Here is a 19,069-nt window from a genome sequence, read left to right as displayed (position 1 = left end):
CTCAATCAAATATTTAGCTTAATGCCTGCCGCTTTATACGAAAACGCTTATGAACGACAACGAAATCAAAGCGCTGATCTCTTTGCTCGATGATGACGACGCCGAAATTACTACCCACGTAGAGGGTCGCATCCGGCAACTGGGCAGCTCGATTATTCCTTTTCTTGAAACTGAGTGGGAAGGCAGTTTTAACCCGATTTTGCAGAAACGGATCGAAGAAATCATCCATGACCTGCAATATACGTCTGTGCTCGACAGGCTTTATGCCTGGAAAGAAGCCGGCGCCATGGATTTATTGGAAGGTCTCTGGATTGTTGCCACGTACCAATATCCCGATTTGTCGATAGACAAACTTCGGCAGGATCTGGAGCAACTTTATTATGACGCCTGGCTGAAGGTGCAGACAGATGTTCACCCGGCCGATCAGGTGAAGAGTTTGAACGGGGTGTTTTATAACGAAATGAAGTTTGCCCCCAACACCAAGAACTTCCATTCGCCTGCCAATTCAATGATCAACCAGGTGCTCGAGACGCGCCGGGGCAATACCATTTCGCTTTGCCTTATCTACATGATGATCGCCCAGAAACTGGGTTTACCTATCTACGGGGTCAATTTGCCCAACCTTTTTGTGCTGACCTACAAGGCACCCAACGGGGTACAGTTTTACATCAACGTGTTCAACCGGGGACTGATTTTTTCAACGAAGGATATTGATCATTACATTGGGCAACTGAACCTAAAGCCAGCGCCCATTTTTTATCAGCCTTGTTCAAACGTCGATATTATCCGCCGGATGCTCAGGAACCTGATGCTTTCTTTCGACCGGAATGGCGACAAAATCAGAATGGAGGAAGTAGAAAAGATGCTAAGTTCCCTGAACGACGAGGCTGATAACCTGCCGCTTTCTGATTTTACACAGCGGTAATCGGCTAGTGCAGTCGCGTTTCAACGACAGGGAGGACTTTTTCTGCCCATTTTTTCATCTGCTTACCGGAATAGTGCAGGCCATCGGATGCAAACTCAGTTGCATCGCCGGTGGCCTGCCGTGTTAATGGCGTAATGTCAACATAGGCCACTTTTGCCTGTTCGCATTCCTGGCGAGCTATTGCATTAAATACATCGATCTGCCTGGCGATTGTGGCCCGATCATGCGTTGCCCCAAACGGCGACGCCCCCCAATCCGGGATAGACAACACAACTACGCGATTAGGCTGATTCTTGGCGAAGCGAGTAGCCGTTTGCAGCAACTGCCTGAATTCACTTCTGTACCGTTCTACAGGCTGCCCTCTATACTGGTTATTGACCCCAATCAACAGCGAAACCAGCTCATATTGATTCTGGTTGCCCGACGCCTCAATCGCTGAGAGTAGTTCAGCGGTTGTCCATCCGGTACGGGCAATGATATGAGGGTTCTCTAAATCGATTTTTTTACCCCGCAATAATCCGGCCAACTGCACCGACCACCGGTCTGCTTCGGCTACACTTTCACCGATGGTATATGAATCACCAAGCGATAAAAACCTAAATCTAATCATTTGATTATCAGACAGCCTAACGGGGAACGAGAAAGCGTCGAAAAGGAGGAAAATAATAAATAAAAAAATATTCCGCATAAACTGGCCGGGTGTTTGCTCTATACAAGGGTTGAATATCATAGCACTTTATTGGTTGACTAAGGCAGACACGCTAAACGGTCTTTATTTAGATAACCTACCCCCGATTATGTTGTTCGTACAGCCTCAACACCCTTATGCCCGATCAGTATCTAGCCACCAGCCGACGGATAAGTTCGCAATTCATTGCCTATTTAGTCGGAAGATTAAGCATAGATGATTTTGCAGAATGGGTACGTCAAACACCTGAACTAACTACGGTACTTTCTCCAACTGATTATACTGAACTTATGTCTATCGACTTTCAACACGCCAAGGCTCCGTCTCTGCTCGATCGTCTCCTGCGTGGTTATATTGATTGGGCACAGTATGAAAAAGAACAACTGGCCGAATTACTGATGGCGATTATCTGGAAAGACGATCTAGCTGCTTCACTAGCCACTGCGCAGGAACAGTTCAAGCATGGGCTCCGGTTCATGAATGTATTAAGTAATGAGTACGGAAAATCTATCCTCTCGACCCAAGGGCTTAAAAAGGCAGATGAGCGCTTGCTAGCCTCCGTTTATCCGAAAGTCTGCGACGAAGCAAAACGGCTGCTCGCCTGCCTTGTGGCTGGTAAAATTAAATTTACAGGCACTTATACGTCAGAAGGCTATCCAGAATACGTAGAAGTATAGCTTACGCATAGCTTCTGGCTATTTACACAAACAAGTCAGGGGTTTTCAGATCTAGAGAATATAGATCTGAAAACCCCTGACTTGTTTGTGTAAATAGGTGCCTTTACTCAGCAGCTTTGAACCGTAACCGGGTCGTATACACCTGTTCGCTGTTGCCTGGCTCTGGCAATGACAATTTGGCATTCAACAACTGATGGGTCAGTTCGTCGTTTAGCCGTTTGTCAGCCGAGAATACAATTGGATTAACCAGCTTATTATCGTCGGCAAGGCGAAACTGGATAACCACTACCCCGCTACCAGTAGCTTTCTGCATCGCTGTGGGATAGGTTAATTGGTTGGCCAGTTGTTGTTCTACACTGGCTTGTGGCTTTGCCTTGCTGATTTTTTTAGTTCCAGGGTTGGCAAAAGCCCCAACGGTAGCAATACCGATGATAATCCATGAAGAAATTAATGTTTTCATCATATAAGGCTTTTAAAGTGAGAGAATAAACCAAACCCAGTCTGTCGTGGCACTCGCTCGTATAAGCACGCTTAGCGCTCTCGTATTGACTACTGCTGGCTGACTGATATGTAATATTACGTATTTGTTACCTGAATGTTATCTTAATATGAAGTCTGAACAAACCATCCACTTGATTCTTTGCCCCACACATAGACGAAATATAATCTTTATCAGATTGATTTACAGAATCTTGTCTTCAAATAAATCAATAAAGCCAATGTTAAGAAACTTAACAATTTCTTAACATTGGCTTTATTGATTATAGCCTATTTCAATGCGCTAGTATCAGCTGATTGCCCTGTTCAACAGTTGCTGTGCAATGGGCAGCAAGGTTTCTTTCTCAGGCACGATACGCTGGCTTTCTAACCTGAATGCCGCTGGATTAGGCAGGTTATAACGACGAATCAGATCCAGCTTCAGTCGCTCGAAGGTTGTCCCTACCGTTCGCTGGGTACGTTCCCGAAGCTGCCAGTGTACCAGTCGGCCACCTGGTGCCTGATCGTCATACAAGGTCACCCTGTACTGATAGATAGACAGGTCGGAGGAGGTGGAGTAATGCACAAAAAGATAGCCTTCGTCGGGCCGCAGCGGCATCAGGCCAACGGGTTCTAACGTCAGTGTGGCGGCCAGATCATCCCAGCGCTGCTGCCCCTCGGTAAGGGTTGCATTGAAGCGGGGTAAGGCAAAATCAACTATTTCGTCTACCTCGTCGAGCAAGGAATCGTCCGCTAACTCAGATTTGTAATCAATTCGGGGTGGTGGCCCACTGATTCCAGCCACACGCTTGGGAAAGGCGGCCATAAGTGTACCTTTGCCCCTCCGAAAACGAAGGGTAGCTTCGTAGTGGCGTTTTACCTCAGGCAGATCTGGATGCAGCTGGCAGTCAGCGAATCGACGTTCAACACTTTGCAAATACGCCAAAACGACATACTGTTTGTATTCGGTATCGATCCGATTTTGTGTCAGCCAATCATACGGCAGCGTAGTCATATGCAACTATTACGGATAGAGTGAAGTATTATTCTTTTTTACAAGATATGGCAATAACGAGTTTTTGCCATATAAAAAGTAGCCAATTCAATCAGTTTGCCAAATAATGCCCTTAATACGTTCTGGATGTACCATCGTTCAGATAGGTCCTGAAATTTTGTCAGGTTTATCTGTTTGGCATAGAGGTTGACCTTCAGCGAATTGTCTGATTGATTTAGAATCAAACTAGTTTTTTTAACAACCTTAATCATCTCTTATCGCTATGACCACAGCAATGGAAGACGTGAAAGTAAAGCCCCTCGCCGACCGCGTGGTGGTTGAACCGGCCCCGGCTGAAGAAAAGACCGCTTTCGGAATCATCATTCCCGACACGGCTAAAGAAAAACCCCAGCGTGGCACTATCGTCGCCATCGGTACAGGCAAAAAAGACGAGCCCCTGACCGTTCAGGTCGGTGACACGGTATTGTACGGTAAATACGCCGGTACTGAAATCACCATCGAAGGCAAAGAGTATCTCATCATGCGTGAGTCTGACATCTTCGCTATCGTTTAACAAATCAGTTTACAGTCTACTGTTTGCCGTTTTCTGTTGCGCTGCTGGTCACGTTTGTGAGCCAGGGCAAAGCAACTGAAGACTGAAAACAGTAAACCCTTCAAACTTAAAAGATTATGTCTAAGAAAATTCTTTTTGATACCGAAGCCCGCGATAAGATAAAGAAGGGCGTTGATACACTGGCCGATGCCGTTAAAGTGACCCTGGGTCCTAAAGGTCGGAACGTTATCCTCGACAAAAAGTTTGGCTCACCAGCCATCACCAAAGATGGTGTAACGGTAGCTAAAGAAATTGAGCTGAAAGACGCCATGGAAAACATGGGCGCTCAGCTAGTCAAAGAAGTAGCGTCGAAAACCGCTGATTCAGCTGGTGACGGTACGACTACCGCTACTGTACTGGCTCAGGCGATCTACTCAATCGGTGTAAAGAACGTAGCAGCCGGTGCCAACCCAATGGACCTGAAGCGCGGCATCGATAAGGCGGTTCTGGCCGTTACAGCCAACCTGTCGGAGCAGGCACAGACCGTAGGTGATGATTTCAGCAAAATCGCGCAGGTAGCTACTATTTCGGCTAACCACGACGACGAGATCGGTACCATGATCGCCGAGGCGATGAAGAAAGTGGGTAAAGAAGGTGTGATCACGGTTGAAGAAGCGCGCGGCACTGAAACGGAAGTGAAGACCGTAGAAGGGATGCAGTTCGACCGCGGTTACCTGTCGCCTTACTTCGTGACCAACACCGAGAAAATGGAAGTGGAACTGGAGCGTCCGTTCATCCTGATCTCGGAGAAGAAAGTATCGTCGATGAAAGAACTGCTCCCCGTTCTGGAGCAGGTAGCTCAGACGGGTCGTCCGCTGCTGATCATCGCTGAAGACGTTGACGGTGAGGCCCTGGCAACACTGGTTGTTAACAAAATCCGCGGCGCCCTGAAAGTGGCTGCCGTGAAAGCACCTGGCTTCGGCGACCGTCGGAAAGCCATGCTGGAAGATATCGCCATCCTGACCGGTGGTACGGTTATCGCTGAAGAGCGTGGCTACAAACTGGAAAGCGCAACGGCCGAATACCTGGGGCAGGCTGAAAAGATCATCATCGACAAAGACAACACAACCATCGTGAACGGTGTTGGCGTGAAAGATGATATCGCTGGCCGCGTTAACCAGATCAAAGCACAAATCGAAAACACTACGTCTGACTATGACCGCGAGAAGCTGCAAGAGCGGCTGGCTAAATTGTCGGGTGGTGTGGCCATTCTGTACATCGGTGCTGCTACCGAAGTAGAGATGAAAGAGAAGAAAGACCGCGTTGATGATGCCCTGCACGCAACCCGTGCTGCCGTTGAAGAAGGTATCGTAACGGGTGGTGGTATCGCCCTGATCCGCGCTATCGCCTCTCTGGACGCTGTTAACACGATCAATGAAGACGAGAAAACGGGTGTGAACATCATCCGTGTAGCCCTGGAATCACCCCTGCGTACGATCGTTGCCAACGCTGGTGGCGAAGGGTCAGTGGTTGTGAACAAAGTGAAAGAAGGCGCAGGCGGATATGGCTACAACGCCAAAAACGACACCTTCGAAGACCTGTTCGCTGCTGGTGTAATCGATCCGAAAAAAGTAACGCGTCTTGCTCTTGAGAATGCAGCGTCTATCGCCGGCCTGTTGCTGACGACTGAGTGCCTGATCTCTGACGAGCCAGAAGAAGCACCTGCCGGTGGCGGTCACGCCCACGGCGGTGGCGGCATGGGTGGCATGATGTAATCAGCCCTTCAACGCATACAAAACGCCCCTGGCTTTTCGGTCAGGGGCGTTTTGCGTTTATACTGAACTAGTAGTAGGGGACAAAACCATCCCGGGAAGCATTCTTACCCTGCCTTTTCTAGTTAAAAGGTTCAGGCTCCGCCCCTACCTTTGCTGGCATGACAACGCCACTCATTCGTGACCTGACACGCTACCTGGATGCCTGGGCACCGCCCGCCTATCAGGAATCATATGATAACGCTGGCCTGATCGTGGGCGACCCGAACGTACCTGTGACAGGCGTGCTGGTATCGCTCGATGCCACTGAAGCCATTGTTGATGAAGCAATAGCCAAAGGCTGCAACCTGATTGTAGCCCACCACCCAATTGTTTTTAAAGGGCTGAAAAAGCTGAACGGTAAAAACTACGTCGAGCGCACAGTGATTAAAGCCCTCAAGCAGGATGTTGCCATTTTCGCCGCTCATACGAACCTGGATAGTGTTGCTGGCGGGGTTAATTATCAGATCGCCAGCCGCCTGGGTCTACAACATGTGCAGATACTGGCTCCGAAGATGCAAACCCTGAGCAAGCTGGTCGTCTACGTCCCTGAGGCCGACCTGCCAGGTGTGCTGGCTGCGCTCTACGAAGCTGGTGCTGGTACGATCGCCAATTACGACCATTGCTCGTTCCGGGTGGGTGGTATAGGTACGTTCCGACCGCTCGACGGCGCCCAGCCTGTAGTCGGCGAAATTGCCAGCGATGAGACCGTGCGTGAGTTGCGCCTGGAGGTGATCCTGCCAACGTACCTGGAAGGGTTCGTGGTACAGGCAATGCAGCGGGCCCATTCCTACGAAGTGCCAGCTTACGACCTGTATGCCCTTAACAATACCAACCAAACGGTAGGCGCTGGCGCTGTAGGCAACTTACCCGAGCCGCTAGACGAAACAGCCTGGTTAACGTACCTGAAAAAACAGATGAATGCCACTGTGATCAGGCACACGGCGCTGCGCAATAAACCTGTACAGCGGATTGCCATTTGCGGCGGAGCAGGCAGTTTTCTGCTCCCGGATGCCATTCGGGCCGGCGCCGACGTTTTTGTAACTGCTGACTATAAGTACCATGAGTTCTTCGATGCCGACGGCCGAACGATCATCTGCGATATTGGTCATTACGAAAGTGAGGTATTTACCAAAGACCTGATTGCCCAGCATTTGAGCCAGAAATTCACTACCTTTGCGGTAATTTTAGCAGGTACTGACACGAATCCGGTTCGGTACTATTTTTAGTGTATAATGTACAAGGCACTGGGTGCCAGGGCGGCCCCGTCGGCCAATTTACTTGTATGTTGCACAGTACACATTGTTCATTAAGATAACACACTCCTCCGAATGGAACTAACGGTAGCGCAAAAGTTAGACGCACTTCTTAAACTGCAGGCCATTGATTCTCAGTTAAATGATATTCGCAAAATGCGGGGCGATCTACCCGAAGAAGTTCGCGACCTTGAAGACGAAATTGCTGGTTTTGAAACACGCATTGGCAAATTCAATAGCGAAGTAAGCTCCCTTCAGGACGAAGTAGATCGCCATAAAGGCATCAAGAAAGACGCCGACAAGCTCATTGCCCGCTATAAAGAGCAGCAGATGAACGTGCGCAACAACCGCGAATTTGACGCCATTACCAAAGAAATCGAGTTGCAATCGTTGGAAATGGAATTGTCGGATAAAAAAATTGCTGAGTCACAGTTCCGCATGCAGGGCAAGCAGGAAGAAATCAATACTACGCAGGATTCGCTCAATCTTCGGAAAGAAGATCTGAAGATGAAAAAGCAGGAGCTTGATCAGCTGGTGGCGGAAAGCGAAGCCGACGAGCGGTCGCTTACTGTTGATCGTGATGAACAGGCCAAAAACGTAGAAGCCCGTCTGCTGTTGTCATACGATAAGATCCGCAACAACGCAATCAATGGGCTGGCTGTGGTCACCGTTCGTCGCGGTGCCTGTGGTGGCTGCTTTAACGTAGTTCCACCACAGCGGCAGGCCGATATCAAAGACAAAAAGAAAATTATCGTGTGCGAACACTGTGGCCGGATCCTGGCCGACGTAGATGCTATTGTTGAACCAGTAGCGGTGGGTCGCGGTCGATAGAGCTGGTTTATTCTGCACACAAAAATGGCCCGTAGTGATCACTACGGGCCATTTTTGTGTGCAGAATAAACCAGCTCTGCCAGGGTAATAGCCAGACGAAGACTGTGGACCACTTATCAGCCAGGGCCCTGATGGCCTTTGGGTGGTGCCTGCAAATTGCCGTTCACATCGAAGTGCAATTCGCTGGTTTTCCCGTTCAGCGTGTACCGAACGTCGTAGAACATGACCGCTCCAGTGGTGGCATCTGTCACCACTTCAGCCCGAACCAGCGTGTAACCGGCAAAATTTGCGGCCATATAGGTCGTTACCGGGGCGGGCAGTTTATCGGCCGTGATAACGGTACGAATCGGTGGTGTACGATTGCCTTTAGGTCCGCCGGGACCACCTCCTTTCGGGCCATTTCCTGGTCCTTGCAGCAACGTACCTGTGGTATCAAAATGGAGTTGGCGGGTTTTACCATCCAGTGTAAACTGAATCTCGTAATAGGTAGCTCCACTCCGATCAACGCCCTGTTCGGCCTGCACAAATACGTAGGCTGGGTACGTTGCTGCCAGGTAGGTAAAGACAGCAGCGGGTACGGTTTCTTTGGCAACAATCGTTTCGTTGCATGGTTTACCCGTCACGGCAGTTGCATTGTTGGGGTTACCAAGCCGGGCAAGCGAAGCAATGATGGATGCTTCATCTGTCTGTGCATCAACAGTGGTGTTTTGTTGAGTACAGGCGGCTACCGCTATCAGCAACGCCAGACCGAAGATCAATTTTTGTAGCATAATAAATGGTTGTTTTAAACAGTGAAAAAGGGAATTAGGGTAAGCGTAATGAGTTGGTCGGTTACCGACTAGACAAGCGAGTAAAGGTTACGACCATATCGTGTAGGTTGGTTCTGTAATGAACGTGTGCAACTCGCTACCCAGCAATTCATGGGCAACAGCGCTCAGCCTGTTGGCAGAATCATCCTGAAATAGTTCGTCGCCGCCAACAAGGTGCTGACCGACATCGAAGAGGGTGACTTGCCATTCGCGGCTTTCCTGTAGGTATATAGCCTGCGCTAGCTGTAGCAGGCTTCGTTCGAGTCCTCTACGATGTGGCAGTGGAGTCATTAGAACAACCTGGCGGTTATAAACCCGCACCTGTAAAAGAACTTTGACCAATTGCTCACGCAATAGTTTCAGCCTGGAAAACTGGTGACCTTTTAGCCGGATAAGTCCATGCAACAGCAGACGGTCCAGCGGTTTGGCAGGTATCCACTCCATTGAGAAATCGAACTGGAGCAGAATCAGATCATAATCAGAAAGCGGTAGGCGGGGTAATAACTTTACGGCTTCTTCTAGGCTAACCGGCCGGTGATCAAGCTGAATCGGATGCCTGAAAGACCGCAGTCGGCGGGCAAACTGGTCCAGATAGCTTTTGCCGTTGGGTAAACCTGGCCCGCAAGCCTGTGCTCCACCCAAAATAAGTACGTTCATCATGCTGGTGCCTGTTGTTTAGTGTAGTATGAAAGGCAGTCAATGCGGTGATCTGTCTACTAATTGCCCATACGTTTACGGGTTAGGGGCCGTTGCAGACCCATTGGCTTTTTTTTTGTTTATAGACTGAGTGAAAAGTGGTTAGATTCCTGTTGACCGTGCAACACGAATAGCCCATACTGCGTACAGTAGGTACGTAGTGTGTTTCATTTAAACTGCCAACGCTCGTGTTTTTCCGACGCCGTTCTTCCTTCACAGATAACGACCTTCTGAGTGTTATCGAAGCTTGCCGAGCCAACGACGTTCGGGCACAGCGAACGCTGTTTCGGCAGTATTATAGCTATGCCAAGAGTGTCTGTTTGCGCTACATGGCCAACGTTGATGAGGCCGATGATGTGCTGAATGAAAGTTTTCTGAAAGTTTTCCAGCATTTGGGATCGTACGATACGTCGCTGCCATTCAAGGCCTGGCTCAGGACTATCGTGGTAAACACCACGATCAGCTACCACCGGAAGCATCATAAACTCGACACGGTTTCTTTATCTCCTGCAACAGGCAGCAGCCCTCCCCCGGATGTGCCCGTTCGCGAAACAGCCGTTGATCAGCTTGCTGCTGAAGAAATTCTGGCGCTGGTACAGCAATTACCCCCCATCCATCGGACCGTTTTTCTAATGCATGTAGTTGATGGGTACAGCCTGCGCGAAGTAGCCGATAACCTTAATGCCAATGAGGCAACCATACGGTCTCATTTCCTGCGTGCGCGCGTTCGCCTTCAGGAATTAGTTACTACTGCCTCTTCATCTTCAAAACGTTCGTCACAATTCTATGAAAACTGATCCGTTTGACGACGCTATACGCCGAAAACTAGAGGGCGTCAATCCTCCCTTTCAGGAAAAAAACTGGACTCAGTTTCAGCGGTTCATGGGCAGTCAGGGATTCCCTCCTTCGCTCTGGCAAACGCCTGCCCGTTGGTTGCAACCGGCGCTAATGGCGGCTGCCGTGACAGGTATGGTTCTTACTACCGTCTGGCAGTATCGCACCACGCAATCGCTGACTGAGCACGTTCTGACCCTGACTAAAACAGTAGAACGGCTGGAGCAGACGCAGATACGACTACAACAATCGGCTAATGCCGCCACACCAGTCGGCCGGATAGACACCGTGTATCTGACCCAGGCAGGCCCGGCGGCGCCGATGGCTACGCGCCCTACTGAGCTGTATGCAGGCCAGGGCGATGCATACGGCCCACGTGCCAGCCGTCAGCGTGTAGAAAGCACAGACCAATTACCTACTCAGTCAGGCGAAGCTACCGTTTCGCTGCCACTTAATCGTGCCGGTCGATCAATCGAACAGGGACGCGGTAACCAGGGAGATCGGCAGGTTCGGCGCCCGGTAGACACCAATCCACTGGCGGCGAATCAACCCGTTACCAGCACCAGACAACTGGGGGCAGGACGGACCCAGTCGGCCACCGACCAGCCAACTGTGGGACAAGACGAACTCGCCACTCCCCAGCCCCAATCGGTGTCTGCTCCAGGAATGGCCGAGCGATTTACGGCACCTAACGACCCTGCGGCTCGGGAGAAGCGTCAATATCCTGCCGGGCCCGCGGGCACCGTTTCGATGCCTCCGGAATCAGGCCGGATAGCCACACGCCGGGCCGGACAGGCTGGCCTGGCGCAAAACGACAAACAGTCCGTTGATTATCAATCGACTAATCCATCGATCAATTCATCCCGATCAAATGACCCAACTCTTTACTCTCCTTCAGTAACGAATCAGGTACGTACCCAGAGCGAGGCGGGTGGCAACGCGCTGGCAACTACGGCATCAGGTCCGCTCGCGACCGTACAGCCACTATCAACTTTACCGATGGCCGATCCCACCGATGCCTTTTCAGCAAGCTGGCAACGGCACTTGCGCCGGGTACGTTACCGGTCACCCTACATGACCTCGACGGAACAAATGGCTACCGCGGCGGCACCCCAGGCACCTAGCCAGCATACTACTCCGGTACCCGTTACCTTTCGGTTGGGAATCGGTGCCGAGGTGGGCACAGCCCAGTCTGGTTTAGGCCTATACGGAGAAGCTATTATCGCTAACCGCTGGGTGCTGGGTACCGGGCTCGGGTATAGTGATTGGTCTGGCGATACGTATTCGACAGAGCAGATGTTTGAGGCAAAAACGAAACGGGATTTCCGAAGAGATTACCCAGGCACCATACGGCCAATCGCAATAGGGCCAGGTCGGCCACCCGAAGTGACAAATATTAGCCGCGTTGGGCAGGCGCTGGTAATTCCGTTGCAGCTGGGCTATAGAATCAACTTGGGTACCACTACTGCACTGACACCCTTTACAGGGCTAAACATGGGCATAAACCCGCGCGAAACGGTAACTTACTCCTACGAATATTACGGCCCACGCGAGGCGGCCAACGAAAACCTGACGATCAAACGGCCGTTACTCTGGTACAGCACCTGGTCGGCGGGAGTGAGTATCGAACGGCAATGGGGCCGAATCACAGGTCAGGTGAGTCCCGTTGTTCTGGTTCCATTAACAGCGACAGAAGCCTGTCTGAACACAGCTTCGCTAGGGATGCGTGGCCGTTTGTTTTACCGGTTTTAGCCCAACGGCGTTTGCCACTCCCGATAAAATCTTGTAGTTTAGTAGACTTTTTCTTTTTTACTAACCTACATATGAACCGTACTGACCTGTTAAAGCTTCTCAGCTTTGTGCTGATAATTCAACTCTTATTTACTGCCCTCCGCTTTTTGGGTGGCTACGAAGCCCCGCCCATGCTCACAAGCGGCGTAACAGCCGGTGTACTTTCTGTTTATTTTGCCCGGCAGCGGCGAAAAGCAAAATGATTTTTTACGGTGCGTTGACCTTTGGCAACGCACCGTTTTTTTATGAAACTGGCCCCGAATAGTCCCCCCTTTTCTCGCTTTTTTGGTAGGTAAACTTAACGGTCTGTTACCTTGTTGGTTAGCTGAAGTTTTCTATAACTTTGTTAAAACAGGTATCCCTTTCGGATTTCATGAACAAGCTGACCGCCGACGACCTTATCTACGGTTACATCAACGGCATCTTTCCGATGGCCGATGCCGACGGTACGCTTTACTGGTACTCACCAGATCCCCGCGCCATTATTCCGCTCGATACCTATAAGCCGGCTAAGTCGCTACGACCCATTCTGAACAAACGTATTTTCGACATCCGCGTCAACACTGATTTTGAACAGGTTATGCGTCACTGCGCCGTTCCCCGTTCGGAAGATGACAGTACCTGGATTTCCGAGGAGATTATCGATGCCTATACCGAATTACATCGAATGGGGTTAGCCCATAGCGTTGAGACGTACCTGGACAATCAGTTGGTTGGTGGCTTATATGGCGTAGCAATTGGTTCCGTTTTCTTTGGCGAATCGATGTTTCATCTAGTCTCCAACGCCTCGAAAGTTGCCTTTCACCACCTGATTCTAATCCTGCGCGAACAACAGTTTCAGTTGCTCGACACGCAGTTCATCAACGACAATGTGAAACGGTACGGGGCCATCGATATCAGCAAGCGAGACTACGCTGACCTGCTCAAAAAAGCACTCCGTTATAAAGCACGTTTCACGGAATCGGCCATTGAGCACCTGTTCAACAGCCACGCTGGCGATTGACAATCGTTTGCTTAGTAGCTGCCATTTGTAGTCATTTGTAGTCCCTTGCCGCGCTGTCATTTATGGTCTCAGGCATTGAATGACAGTGCAGCAAAGGGCTACAAATGACTTTTTCTGACAATGCCACGTCCTGTTCTTGTTCTTAAATTTGGTACGGCCTCCATTACGCTGCCTGGCGGTGAGTTGAATAAACCAGCCATGATCGACATTGCCCGGCAGGTAGCCGGCCTACGCGATCAATATCATATCGTGCTGGTATCATCGGGAGCGGTAGGGGCCGGACGGGCCAGCATCAGCCATTATCGGGGCGAGATCAGCCAGCGCAAAGCAGCGGCAGCCGTCGGCAATTTACTCCTCCTGAATCTCTATAGCCGATTCTTTGACGTATATGGCATCACGGTGGCGCAGAGCCTGTGCGAACGCCATCACTTTGCCAATCGCGATCAGTTTCTGCAACTCAAAGACACCTACGAGGAATTGTGGAGCAATGGCATCATTCCAATCGTGAATGAAAATGACGTGGTCAGCAACCGTGAATTGAAGTTTTCGGACAACGATGAGCTCGCGACCCTGTTGGCCGTTGGTTTTGGTGCCGACGTGCTGATGCTGTGCACCTCTGTAGGCGGCCTGCTCGACCCCGACGGTAATCTGATCAGGCACGTACCCCGCCTCACAGAAGCCGTGTTCGGTGTTGTCCGAACCGATAAATCATCGATGGGCCTGGGAGGTATGGCCTCTAAATTAACCTTCGCCAAACTGGCTACCCGTATGGGAATCCGGGTGGTTATTTTTGGGCTGAACGAGCCCGATAGCATTGCCAAAGCACTCGAGGGTAGCGTCGGCACGCAAATTGAACCACAACCCATGACGCTCTCGGCGCGAAGCCGGTGGCTGGGCAGCGGTAGCCTGGTAGTCGGGCGTGTTCGGGTCGATGCTGGTGCCGCCGCAGCCCTGCAACGGCGAAGCAGTTTACTGGCCGTTGGCGTGGCGGAAATACTGGGGGAGTTTTCGGCGGGTGAAGTCATCGAGATCGTCGATGAGGCCAACAATGCACTGGCTGTGGCGCAGGCTCGTCTTTCCTCATTCGATCTGGCGAATCTGCCATCCCGTCAGAATGTAGCCGTGGCAAATGCCAATGACATCGTACTTTTGTAAGGCGCCTGTCTGCAACTAACCAGTTAGCTATGATCACCGGTTAGCTGCAGCCAACGTACCTGCGTATACCGCTTTTAACCATGACTCCAATTACCCCACTTCTTCAGGCTACGCAACAGGCAGCTCTGTCTGTACGGCGCTTGAGCAGCGACCAGAAAACCGCGCTGCTCAAGCGCCTGGCCGATGTGCTCCTTGCCAACACCGCCGCCATTCTCACCGAAAACCAGCGCGACCTGGACCGGATGCCTGATACCGACAGCAAAAAGGATCGCCTGCGTCTGACTGAAACCCGCGTGAACGAACTCGCCAGCAGTTTACGGCAGGTGGCCGTGTTGCCCGACCCGGCCGGGTCGGTATTGGCAGAACGTGAACTGGAGCCTGGTCTTACGCTGAAGAAGCTGGCCGTACCCTTAGGCGTTGTGGGCGTCATTTACGAATCACGGCCAAACGTGACAGTCGATGTAGCTTCGCTTTGCCTGCGTTCGGGCAATGCCTGCGTGTTGAAGGGCGGCAAAGAAGCTGATTTTTCGAACCGGATACTGGTCGGGCTGATTCAGCGCGTGCTGGCAGAATTCAACGTACCCAGCGAGGCGGTGCTGTTGCTCCCGCCCGACCGGGCCGTGGTGAATGAACTATTAACCGCCACCCGCTACGTTGATATCATCATTCCGCGTGGATCGGAGTCGCTGATCCAGTATGTGCGCACCCATTCGCAGATTCCCACTATCGAAACCGGCGCGGGCGTCTGCCACACATACGTTGAAGCGTCGGCAGATTTGGTTTGGGCAACCAACATTGTTGTCAACGCCAAAGTGTCACGCCCGTCGGTCTGTAATTCGCTCGACGGCATACTGGTCGATGAAGCCATTGCCGGTACGTTTTTGCCCAGACTGATCCCCGACTTCCTGGCGTATCAGGTCGAAGTGTTTGCCGACGAAACCGCTTACGGCATCCTGAAGCAGGCGGGGTATCCTTCTTTACAACCAGCCCAGCCTGCTGATTTTGGCCGCGAATTTCTGGATTATAAATGCGCCGTGAAGGTTGTTTCGGGCATTGACGAAGCGTTGTCGCACATACAGGCGTATTCATCGAAGCATTCCGAGGCGATTGTTTCCAGCAATCAGCTGTTGATCGATCAGTTTCTGACCGAGGTTGACGCGGCGGCGGTATACGCCAATGCCTCAACGCGCTTTACCGACGGCGGGTGCTTCGGACTGGGTGCCGAGATCGGTATATCCACCCAAAAACTGCACGCCCGTGGTCCCTTCGCGCTCGAAAAGCTGGTGACCGAAAAATGGGTAGTAACTGGAACCGGACAGACTCGGGCCTGAAGACCCCACTTACTTTAGGCTCGCCACCAGCGTATCGTTGTATTTGCGAGCCACCGGCACTGTTAGCTGGCCGTTCAACAGGTGCAGCTTATACCCCTGTGCGTTGCCAGACACCCGCTCAACCTGATCCAGATTGACGACGTATGACCGGTGGCAGCGAACCATCGGCGTAGCGTCACCCAGTTGTTTTTCAAGACGGCTCAGGCTGCTCCGCATCAGCTCTTTGGTAAGCTGGCCTTTTTTACGGTAAAAAATGGTGCAGTAGTTATCACTCGACTCAATTGCCAGCAGATCCTCCCGGTTTAGCGACAGCCTGTCTTTCTCATTTTCAGCAACCAGCCCAAGCTCTGTTGCCGGCAAAGCACCAGGTAAAGGACTGTTGCTTGCCGGAGCGGTTGTCTGGGCAGCAACAGGCGCTTCGTCACGATGCTTGTGCAAGACTAAATGCGCGGCCTGCTGCTCGTATTTCCGTAGTTGCAGAATATAGTTGACCAGCACAACGCCTACTGTCGGAAAAATTCCGATCAGGAAAGTCATGCCAATAGACAGAAGCCATCCCTCTCGCATAGTCCATCCCATTAACCAGCTCATGTATAGCCTGTTAGCGATGGCAATGCAGAGAATCAGGGTCAAAATCTTGGCAATTTCCCGGCCAACAGTCCAGCGTTCTTCAGCGAAATAGCGCGGGAGCAGCCGGGTACCCTGATCGAAAAGTATCATGACGCCGGTGGTGATGGCGCCAAATCCGAGTACTTTAAGCACCTTGTCGGGCGTATGCCAATCGGCAATACCAAAGGGCTGAAAGAGCAATAAAAAGCCGCCGACAAAGGCACCGATAACCCATTCATTCCCTGCCGACTCAGGCACAGGATACGGCTGACGGAACAGTTTGAGCAGGCTCATGGCGTCTAATTAACAGGCTAGAACGGTCTCCAGTGGATGACCTGGTCAACAAAACCAGGTATGGCAGGCGGATACGCAATGGCCATAAACACCAGTCCGAACAAACCGCCGTATAGGTGCGCATCATGGTTTACACCCGTATCGCCCCGATTGGCTGCGTAATACGAATAGGCCAGATAAAGCAACGCAAAGATGAAGCCTGGAATGGGTACCGGTATAAAGAAAAAATAGATCGGGGTAAGCGGAAAAATCAGGATGGTGGCGAAAATAATGGCCGACACGCCGCCCGACGCCCCCAATGAGTTGTAGCCCGGACTGTTTTTGTATTTCATCAGCGTTGGAATGTCTGAAATAACAATAGCAATCAGGTAGAAGCCAACGAGTACGGCGCCGCCCAGATCGCCGAATAGCTCGCCAAAAATTCGCTCGATCCCCTGCCCGAAAAAGTAGAAACTGAGCATATTGAAAAACAGATGGCTCATATCGGCATGCAGAAAACCAGACGTAATCAACCGATGATATTCGCCTCGCTTCGCCACGGCATACGGATTCATGATCCAGCGATCCATCAGGGCCGGGCTATTCCAGGCCCACAGGCTGATGCCTACAGTGATGGCAATGAGAAGCAGGGTAATTGACATAATAAGGGTTTAAAAACGACCTTTCGGTTATGATTCGCGTTCAACCAGTTGATGGGCAAACGTCAGTAGTACTTCCTTACGGGCAGGATCGGCCGTGATCTGGTCAAGGTTAGAAAAGCCTTTGGCAAAATAGTCGGCTATACGCGCTTCTGCTAATTCATGGATGCCTAGCTGGTCATAAATAGCCGTCACGGCCTCTACTTTATCTGTTTTCTCGAATTCGGTTCGGCTCAGCCAGTCCAGGAGTTCACAACGTACCTGACCTTCGGCCCGTTCGAGGGCTTCGATCAGAAGGAACGTTTTTTTATTGGCAATGATATCACCGCCTACCTGCTTGCCAAACTTGGCGGGGTCGCCGTATACATCGAGCAGGTCATCTGTCAGCTGAAACCCGATCCCGATGTTTACGCCAGCTTCGTAGAGGCGTTGCGTATCGGCGGGGGTCGCCCCGGCAACGATGCCGCCTACTTCCATGGCGAAACCAAGCAGTACCGACGTTTTCAGGCGAATCATGTCAATGTATTCCGCTTCCGACACCGTTTCCCGACTCTCGAAGTTCATATCCATCTGCTGACCTTCGCACACTTCGGCGGCTGTCTGGCTAAACCGAGCCAGCACTTGCCGCAGGTACGTTGGTTCTACGTCGAGCAGTTGTTCATACGCTTTGACCAGCATTACATCACCAGACAGGATCGCGATATTAGCATTCCATTTTTCGTGCACCGTTGGTTGCCCCCGGCGCAACGGCGCCTGGTCCATGATATCGTCGTGGAGAAGGGTAAAATTGTGGAATACCTCAACGGCAACGGCGGGTTTCAGCGCTTTCTGCCAGTCATCGGTAAAGAGAGAAGCGGCCAGCAGCGTCATCAGCGGACGCATTCGCTTACCACCAAGACTCATGATATATCGGATTGGATCGTACAGTTCGGCCGGTGACTGACCGTATGCGGTTTGCCCGAATTGGCGAAGTAGCGCGTCGGCTAACTGATTGGGGGTCATTGACTGGTTTCTGGTCTGACAGTTCGCGGTTGGTCGTGAGCGACACGACCAACCGCGAACTGTCAGACACAGCAAAGGCTTGTTTGCCCAAAAGTAAGCAACAACGTCCGTAAATAGGTAGCCGCCCCAACAGCTAGTTGAGGCGACTACAGACGTAGGCTATTCTGCCTTTCGAGAGACAACCTGTTTCTGCCAACGAATCGTTGACTGGGCGGCTCGGCTACTCCAGATAAAGTCGCGCCATCTCGATCTGCTTCTCCTTTTCTAATCGTGGATTGATCACCTTTAGATAATAGGTGCCCCGTGGCAGGTCTTGAACATCAAATTCGATTGCATTTCCATCCTTAAATTTGTTCTGCTTAAAGGTCTCTGCTACGTTTACTGAACGAACTGGTTTTTGTGTTTTCTCCGATATGACATCAATTTGGTCAGGAAGTGCTTCCTGGTATTTTGTATCGGTGAATGCAACAGTTATAGACTCCTTAGCCGGGTTCGGCCCAATTCTATAGCTATAGGGAATGTAAACGATAAAGGCAGATGAAGTTGTGCCACAAGTGTTCGTCGTTGTCATATTATTGAGATGTGAGTAGGTTCATAAAGATGCTTTCTTTTTTAGGTATGGCAACTTACACACCTGCTGACTACGAACTGCTGCGACGGCGTTGTGCCGCTCTCAAAGAGCAGAACTGGCCCCA

Annotated in this window: 21 protein-coding genes; 12 read left to right on the top strand and 9 right to left on the bottom strand. The window is 51.1% G+C overall.

Features of this window, described 5'->3' with window-relative positions; genetic code table 11:
• Window positions 1–49 precede the first annotated feature (49 nt).
• Window positions 50–925, top strand: coding sequence for a transglutaminase-like domain-containing protein (locus tag ACAW75_RS17390; RefSeq protein WP_370730020.1), 876 nt, complete (start codon window positions 50–52; stop codon window positions 923–925).
• Between the two features lie 4 nt (window positions 926–929).
• On the opposite strand, the gene ACAW75_RS17385 is transcribed toward ACAW75_RS17390, so the two are convergent.
• The gene (locus tag ACAW75_RS17385) at window positions 930–1,535 is read right to left on the bottom strand and encodes an SGNH/GDSL hydrolase family protein (protein ID WP_370730019.1); all 606 of its coding nucleotides are present in this window, start codon (window positions 1,533–1,535) and stop codon (window positions 930–932) included.
• A gap of 215 nt (window positions 1,536–1,750) precedes the next feature.
• Here ACAW75_RS17385 and ACAW75_RS17380 point away from each other — a divergent pair, with 215 nt between their 5' ends.
• Window positions 1,751–2,290, top strand: a complete 540-nt coding sequence (locus ACAW75_RS17380) for a hypothetical protein (RefSeq protein ID WP_370730018.1) — start codon at window positions 1,751–1,753, stop codon at window positions 2,288–2,290.
• A gap of 103 nt (window positions 2,291–2,393) precedes the next feature.
• On the opposite strand, the gene ACAW75_RS17375 is transcribed toward ACAW75_RS17380, so the two are convergent.
• Together ACAW75_RS17375 and ACAW75_RS17370 are read right to left on the bottom strand one after the other, a co-directional pair.
• The gene (locus ACAW75_RS17375) at window positions 2,394–2,753 is read right to left on the bottom strand and encodes a hypothetical protein (RefSeq protein WP_370730017.1); all 360 of its coding nucleotides are present in this window, start codon (window positions 2,751–2,753) and stop codon (window positions 2,394–2,396) included.
• Between the two features lie 324 nt (window positions 2,754–3,077).
• The gene (locus ACAW75_RS17370; protein WP_370730016.1) at window positions 3,078–3,782 is read right to left on the bottom strand and encodes a hypothetical protein; all 705 of its coding nucleotides are present in this window, start codon (window positions 3,780–3,782) and stop codon (window positions 3,078–3,080) included.
• A 274-nt stretch (window positions 3,783–4,056) separates the two neighbouring features.
• Between ACAW75_RS17370 and ACAW75_RS17365 the strand changes: the two genes are divergently transcribed.
• From ACAW75_RS17365 to ACAW75_RS17350, 4 genes are all read left to right on the top strand, one after another.
• Entirely contained in the window at window positions 4,057–4,335 is a 279-nt protein-coding gene (locus ACAW75_RS17365) for a co-chaperone GroES (RefSeq protein ID WP_198172210.1), read from the top strand.
• 116 nt (window positions 4,336–4,451) lie between these two features.
• A complete protein-coding gene (gene groL / locus ACAW75_RS17360; protein ID WP_370730015.1) occupies window positions 4,452–6,089 on the top strand; it encodes a chaperonin GroEL in 1,638 nt (545 codons plus the stop codon).
• A 158-nt stretch (window positions 6,090–6,247) separates the two neighbouring features.
• Window positions 6,248–7,354, top strand: coding sequence for a Nif3-like dinuclear metal center hexameric protein (locus ACAW75_RS17355; RefSeq protein ID WP_370730014.1), 1,107 nt, complete (start codon window positions 6,248–6,250; stop codon window positions 7,352–7,354).
• Between the two features lie 102 nt (window positions 7,355–7,456).
• On the top strand, window positions 7,457–8,212 hold the full coding sequence (locus ACAW75_RS17350) for a zinc ribbon domain-containing protein (protein ID WP_370730013.1): 756 nt from the start codon (window positions 7,457–7,459) through the stop codon (window positions 8,210–8,212).
• Between the two features lie 116 nt (window positions 8,213–8,328).
• Here the strand turns inward: ACAW75_RS17350 and ACAW75_RS17345 are convergent, their stop codons facing one another.
• Both ACAW75_RS17345 and ACAW75_RS17340 read right to left on the bottom strand, forming a co-directional pair.
• Window positions 8,329–8,982 (bottom strand): PepSY-like domain-containing protein, encoded by a 654-nt coding sequence (locus ACAW75_RS17345; RefSeq protein ID WP_370730012.1) that lies wholly within the window; start codon window positions 8,980–8,982, stop codon window positions 8,329–8,331.
• Between the two features lie 87 nt (window positions 8,983–9,069).
• Entirely contained in the window at window positions 9,070–9,681 is a 612-nt protein-coding gene (locus ACAW75_RS17340) for an SGNH/GDSL hydrolase family protein (protein WP_370730011.1), read from the bottom strand.
• 224 nt (window positions 9,682–9,905) lie between these two features.
• Here ACAW75_RS17340 and ACAW75_RS17335 point away from each other — a divergent pair, with 224 nt between their 5' ends.
• From ACAW75_RS17335 to ACAW75_RS17310, 6 genes are all read left to right on the top strand, one after another.
• The gene (locus tag ACAW75_RS17335; RefSeq protein ID WP_370730010.1) at window positions 9,906–10,514 is read left to right on the top strand and encodes an RNA polymerase sigma factor; all 609 of its coding nucleotides are present in this window, start codon (window positions 9,906–9,908) and stop codon (window positions 10,512–10,514) included.
• Entirely contained in the window at window positions 10,504–12,303 is a 1,800-nt protein-coding gene (locus ACAW75_RS17330) for a hypothetical protein (RefSeq protein ID WP_370730009.1), read from the top strand. Before ACAW75_RS17335 ends, ACAW75_RS17330 begins: the two co-directional genes overlap by 11 nt.
• A 71-nt stretch (window positions 12,304–12,374) precedes the next feature.
• Window positions 12,375–12,545 (top strand): hypothetical protein, encoded by a 171-nt coding sequence (locus tag ACAW75_RS17325; protein ID WP_370730008.1) that lies wholly within the window; start codon window positions 12,375–12,377, stop codon window positions 12,543–12,545.
• A gap of 170 nt (window positions 12,546–12,715) precedes the next feature.
• Window positions 12,716–13,345 carry a leucyl/phenylalanyl-tRNA--protein transferase gene (aat, locus tag ACAW75_RS17320; RefSeq protein ID WP_370730007.1) on the top strand — a complete coding sequence of 210 codons (630 nt, stop codon included), beginning with the start codon at window positions 12,716–12,718 and terminating at the stop codon, window positions 13,343–13,345.
• A 120-nt stretch (window positions 13,346–13,465) separates the two neighbouring features.
• Window positions 13,466–14,500, top strand: a complete 1,035-nt coding sequence (proB, locus tag ACAW75_RS17315) for a glutamate 5-kinase (RefSeq protein ID WP_370730006.1) — start codon at window positions 13,466–13,468, stop codon at window positions 14,498–14,500.
• Between the two features lie 80 nt (window positions 14,501–14,580).
• Window positions 14,581–15,831 (top strand): glutamate-5-semialdehyde dehydrogenase, encoded by a 1,251-nt coding sequence (locus tag ACAW75_RS17310; RefSeq protein ID WP_370730005.1) that lies wholly within the window; start codon window positions 14,581–14,583, stop codon window positions 15,829–15,831.
• A gap of 9 nt (window positions 15,832–15,840) precedes the next feature.
• Here ACAW75_RS17310 and ACAW75_RS17305 read toward each other — a convergent pair whose 3' ends face one another.
• The 4 genes from ACAW75_RS17305 to ACAW75_RS17290 form a co-directional block, all read right to left on the bottom strand.
• Window positions 15,841–16,734 carry a LytR/AlgR family response regulator transcription factor gene (locus ACAW75_RS17305; RefSeq protein ID WP_370730004.1) on the bottom strand — a complete coding sequence of 298 codons (894 nt, stop codon included), beginning with the start codon at window positions 16,732–16,734 and terminating at the stop codon, window positions 15,841–15,843.
• Between the two features lie 17 nt (window positions 16,735–16,751).
• The gene (locus ACAW75_RS17300; protein ID WP_370730003.1) at window positions 16,752–17,375 is read right to left on the bottom strand and encodes a rhomboid family intramembrane serine protease; all 624 of its coding nucleotides are present in this window, start codon (window positions 17,373–17,375) and stop codon (window positions 16,752–16,754) included.
• Between the two features lie 27 nt (window positions 17,376–17,402).
• A complete protein-coding gene (locus tag ACAW75_RS17295) occupies window positions 17,403–18,374 on the bottom strand; it encodes a polyprenyl synthetase family protein (RefSeq protein WP_370730002.1) in 972 nt (323 codons plus the stop codon).
• Window positions 18,375–18,594: 220 nt separating this feature from the next.
• On the bottom strand, window positions 18,595–18,945 hold the full coding sequence (locus ACAW75_RS17290) for a T9SS type A sorting domain-containing protein (RefSeq protein ID WP_370730001.1): 351 nt from the start codon (window positions 18,943–18,945) through the stop codon (window positions 18,595–18,597).
• Window positions 18,946–19,069: the final 124 nt, after the last annotated feature.

It is taken from the genome of Fibrella arboris, from assembly GCF_041321095.1.
Lineage (GTDB): Bacteria > Bacteroidota > Bacteroidia > Cytophagales > Spirosomataceae > Fibrella > Fibrella arboris.
Note: the sequence above shows the minus strand (reverse complement) of the source record. Positions and strands in the feature narration are given on the sequence as shown.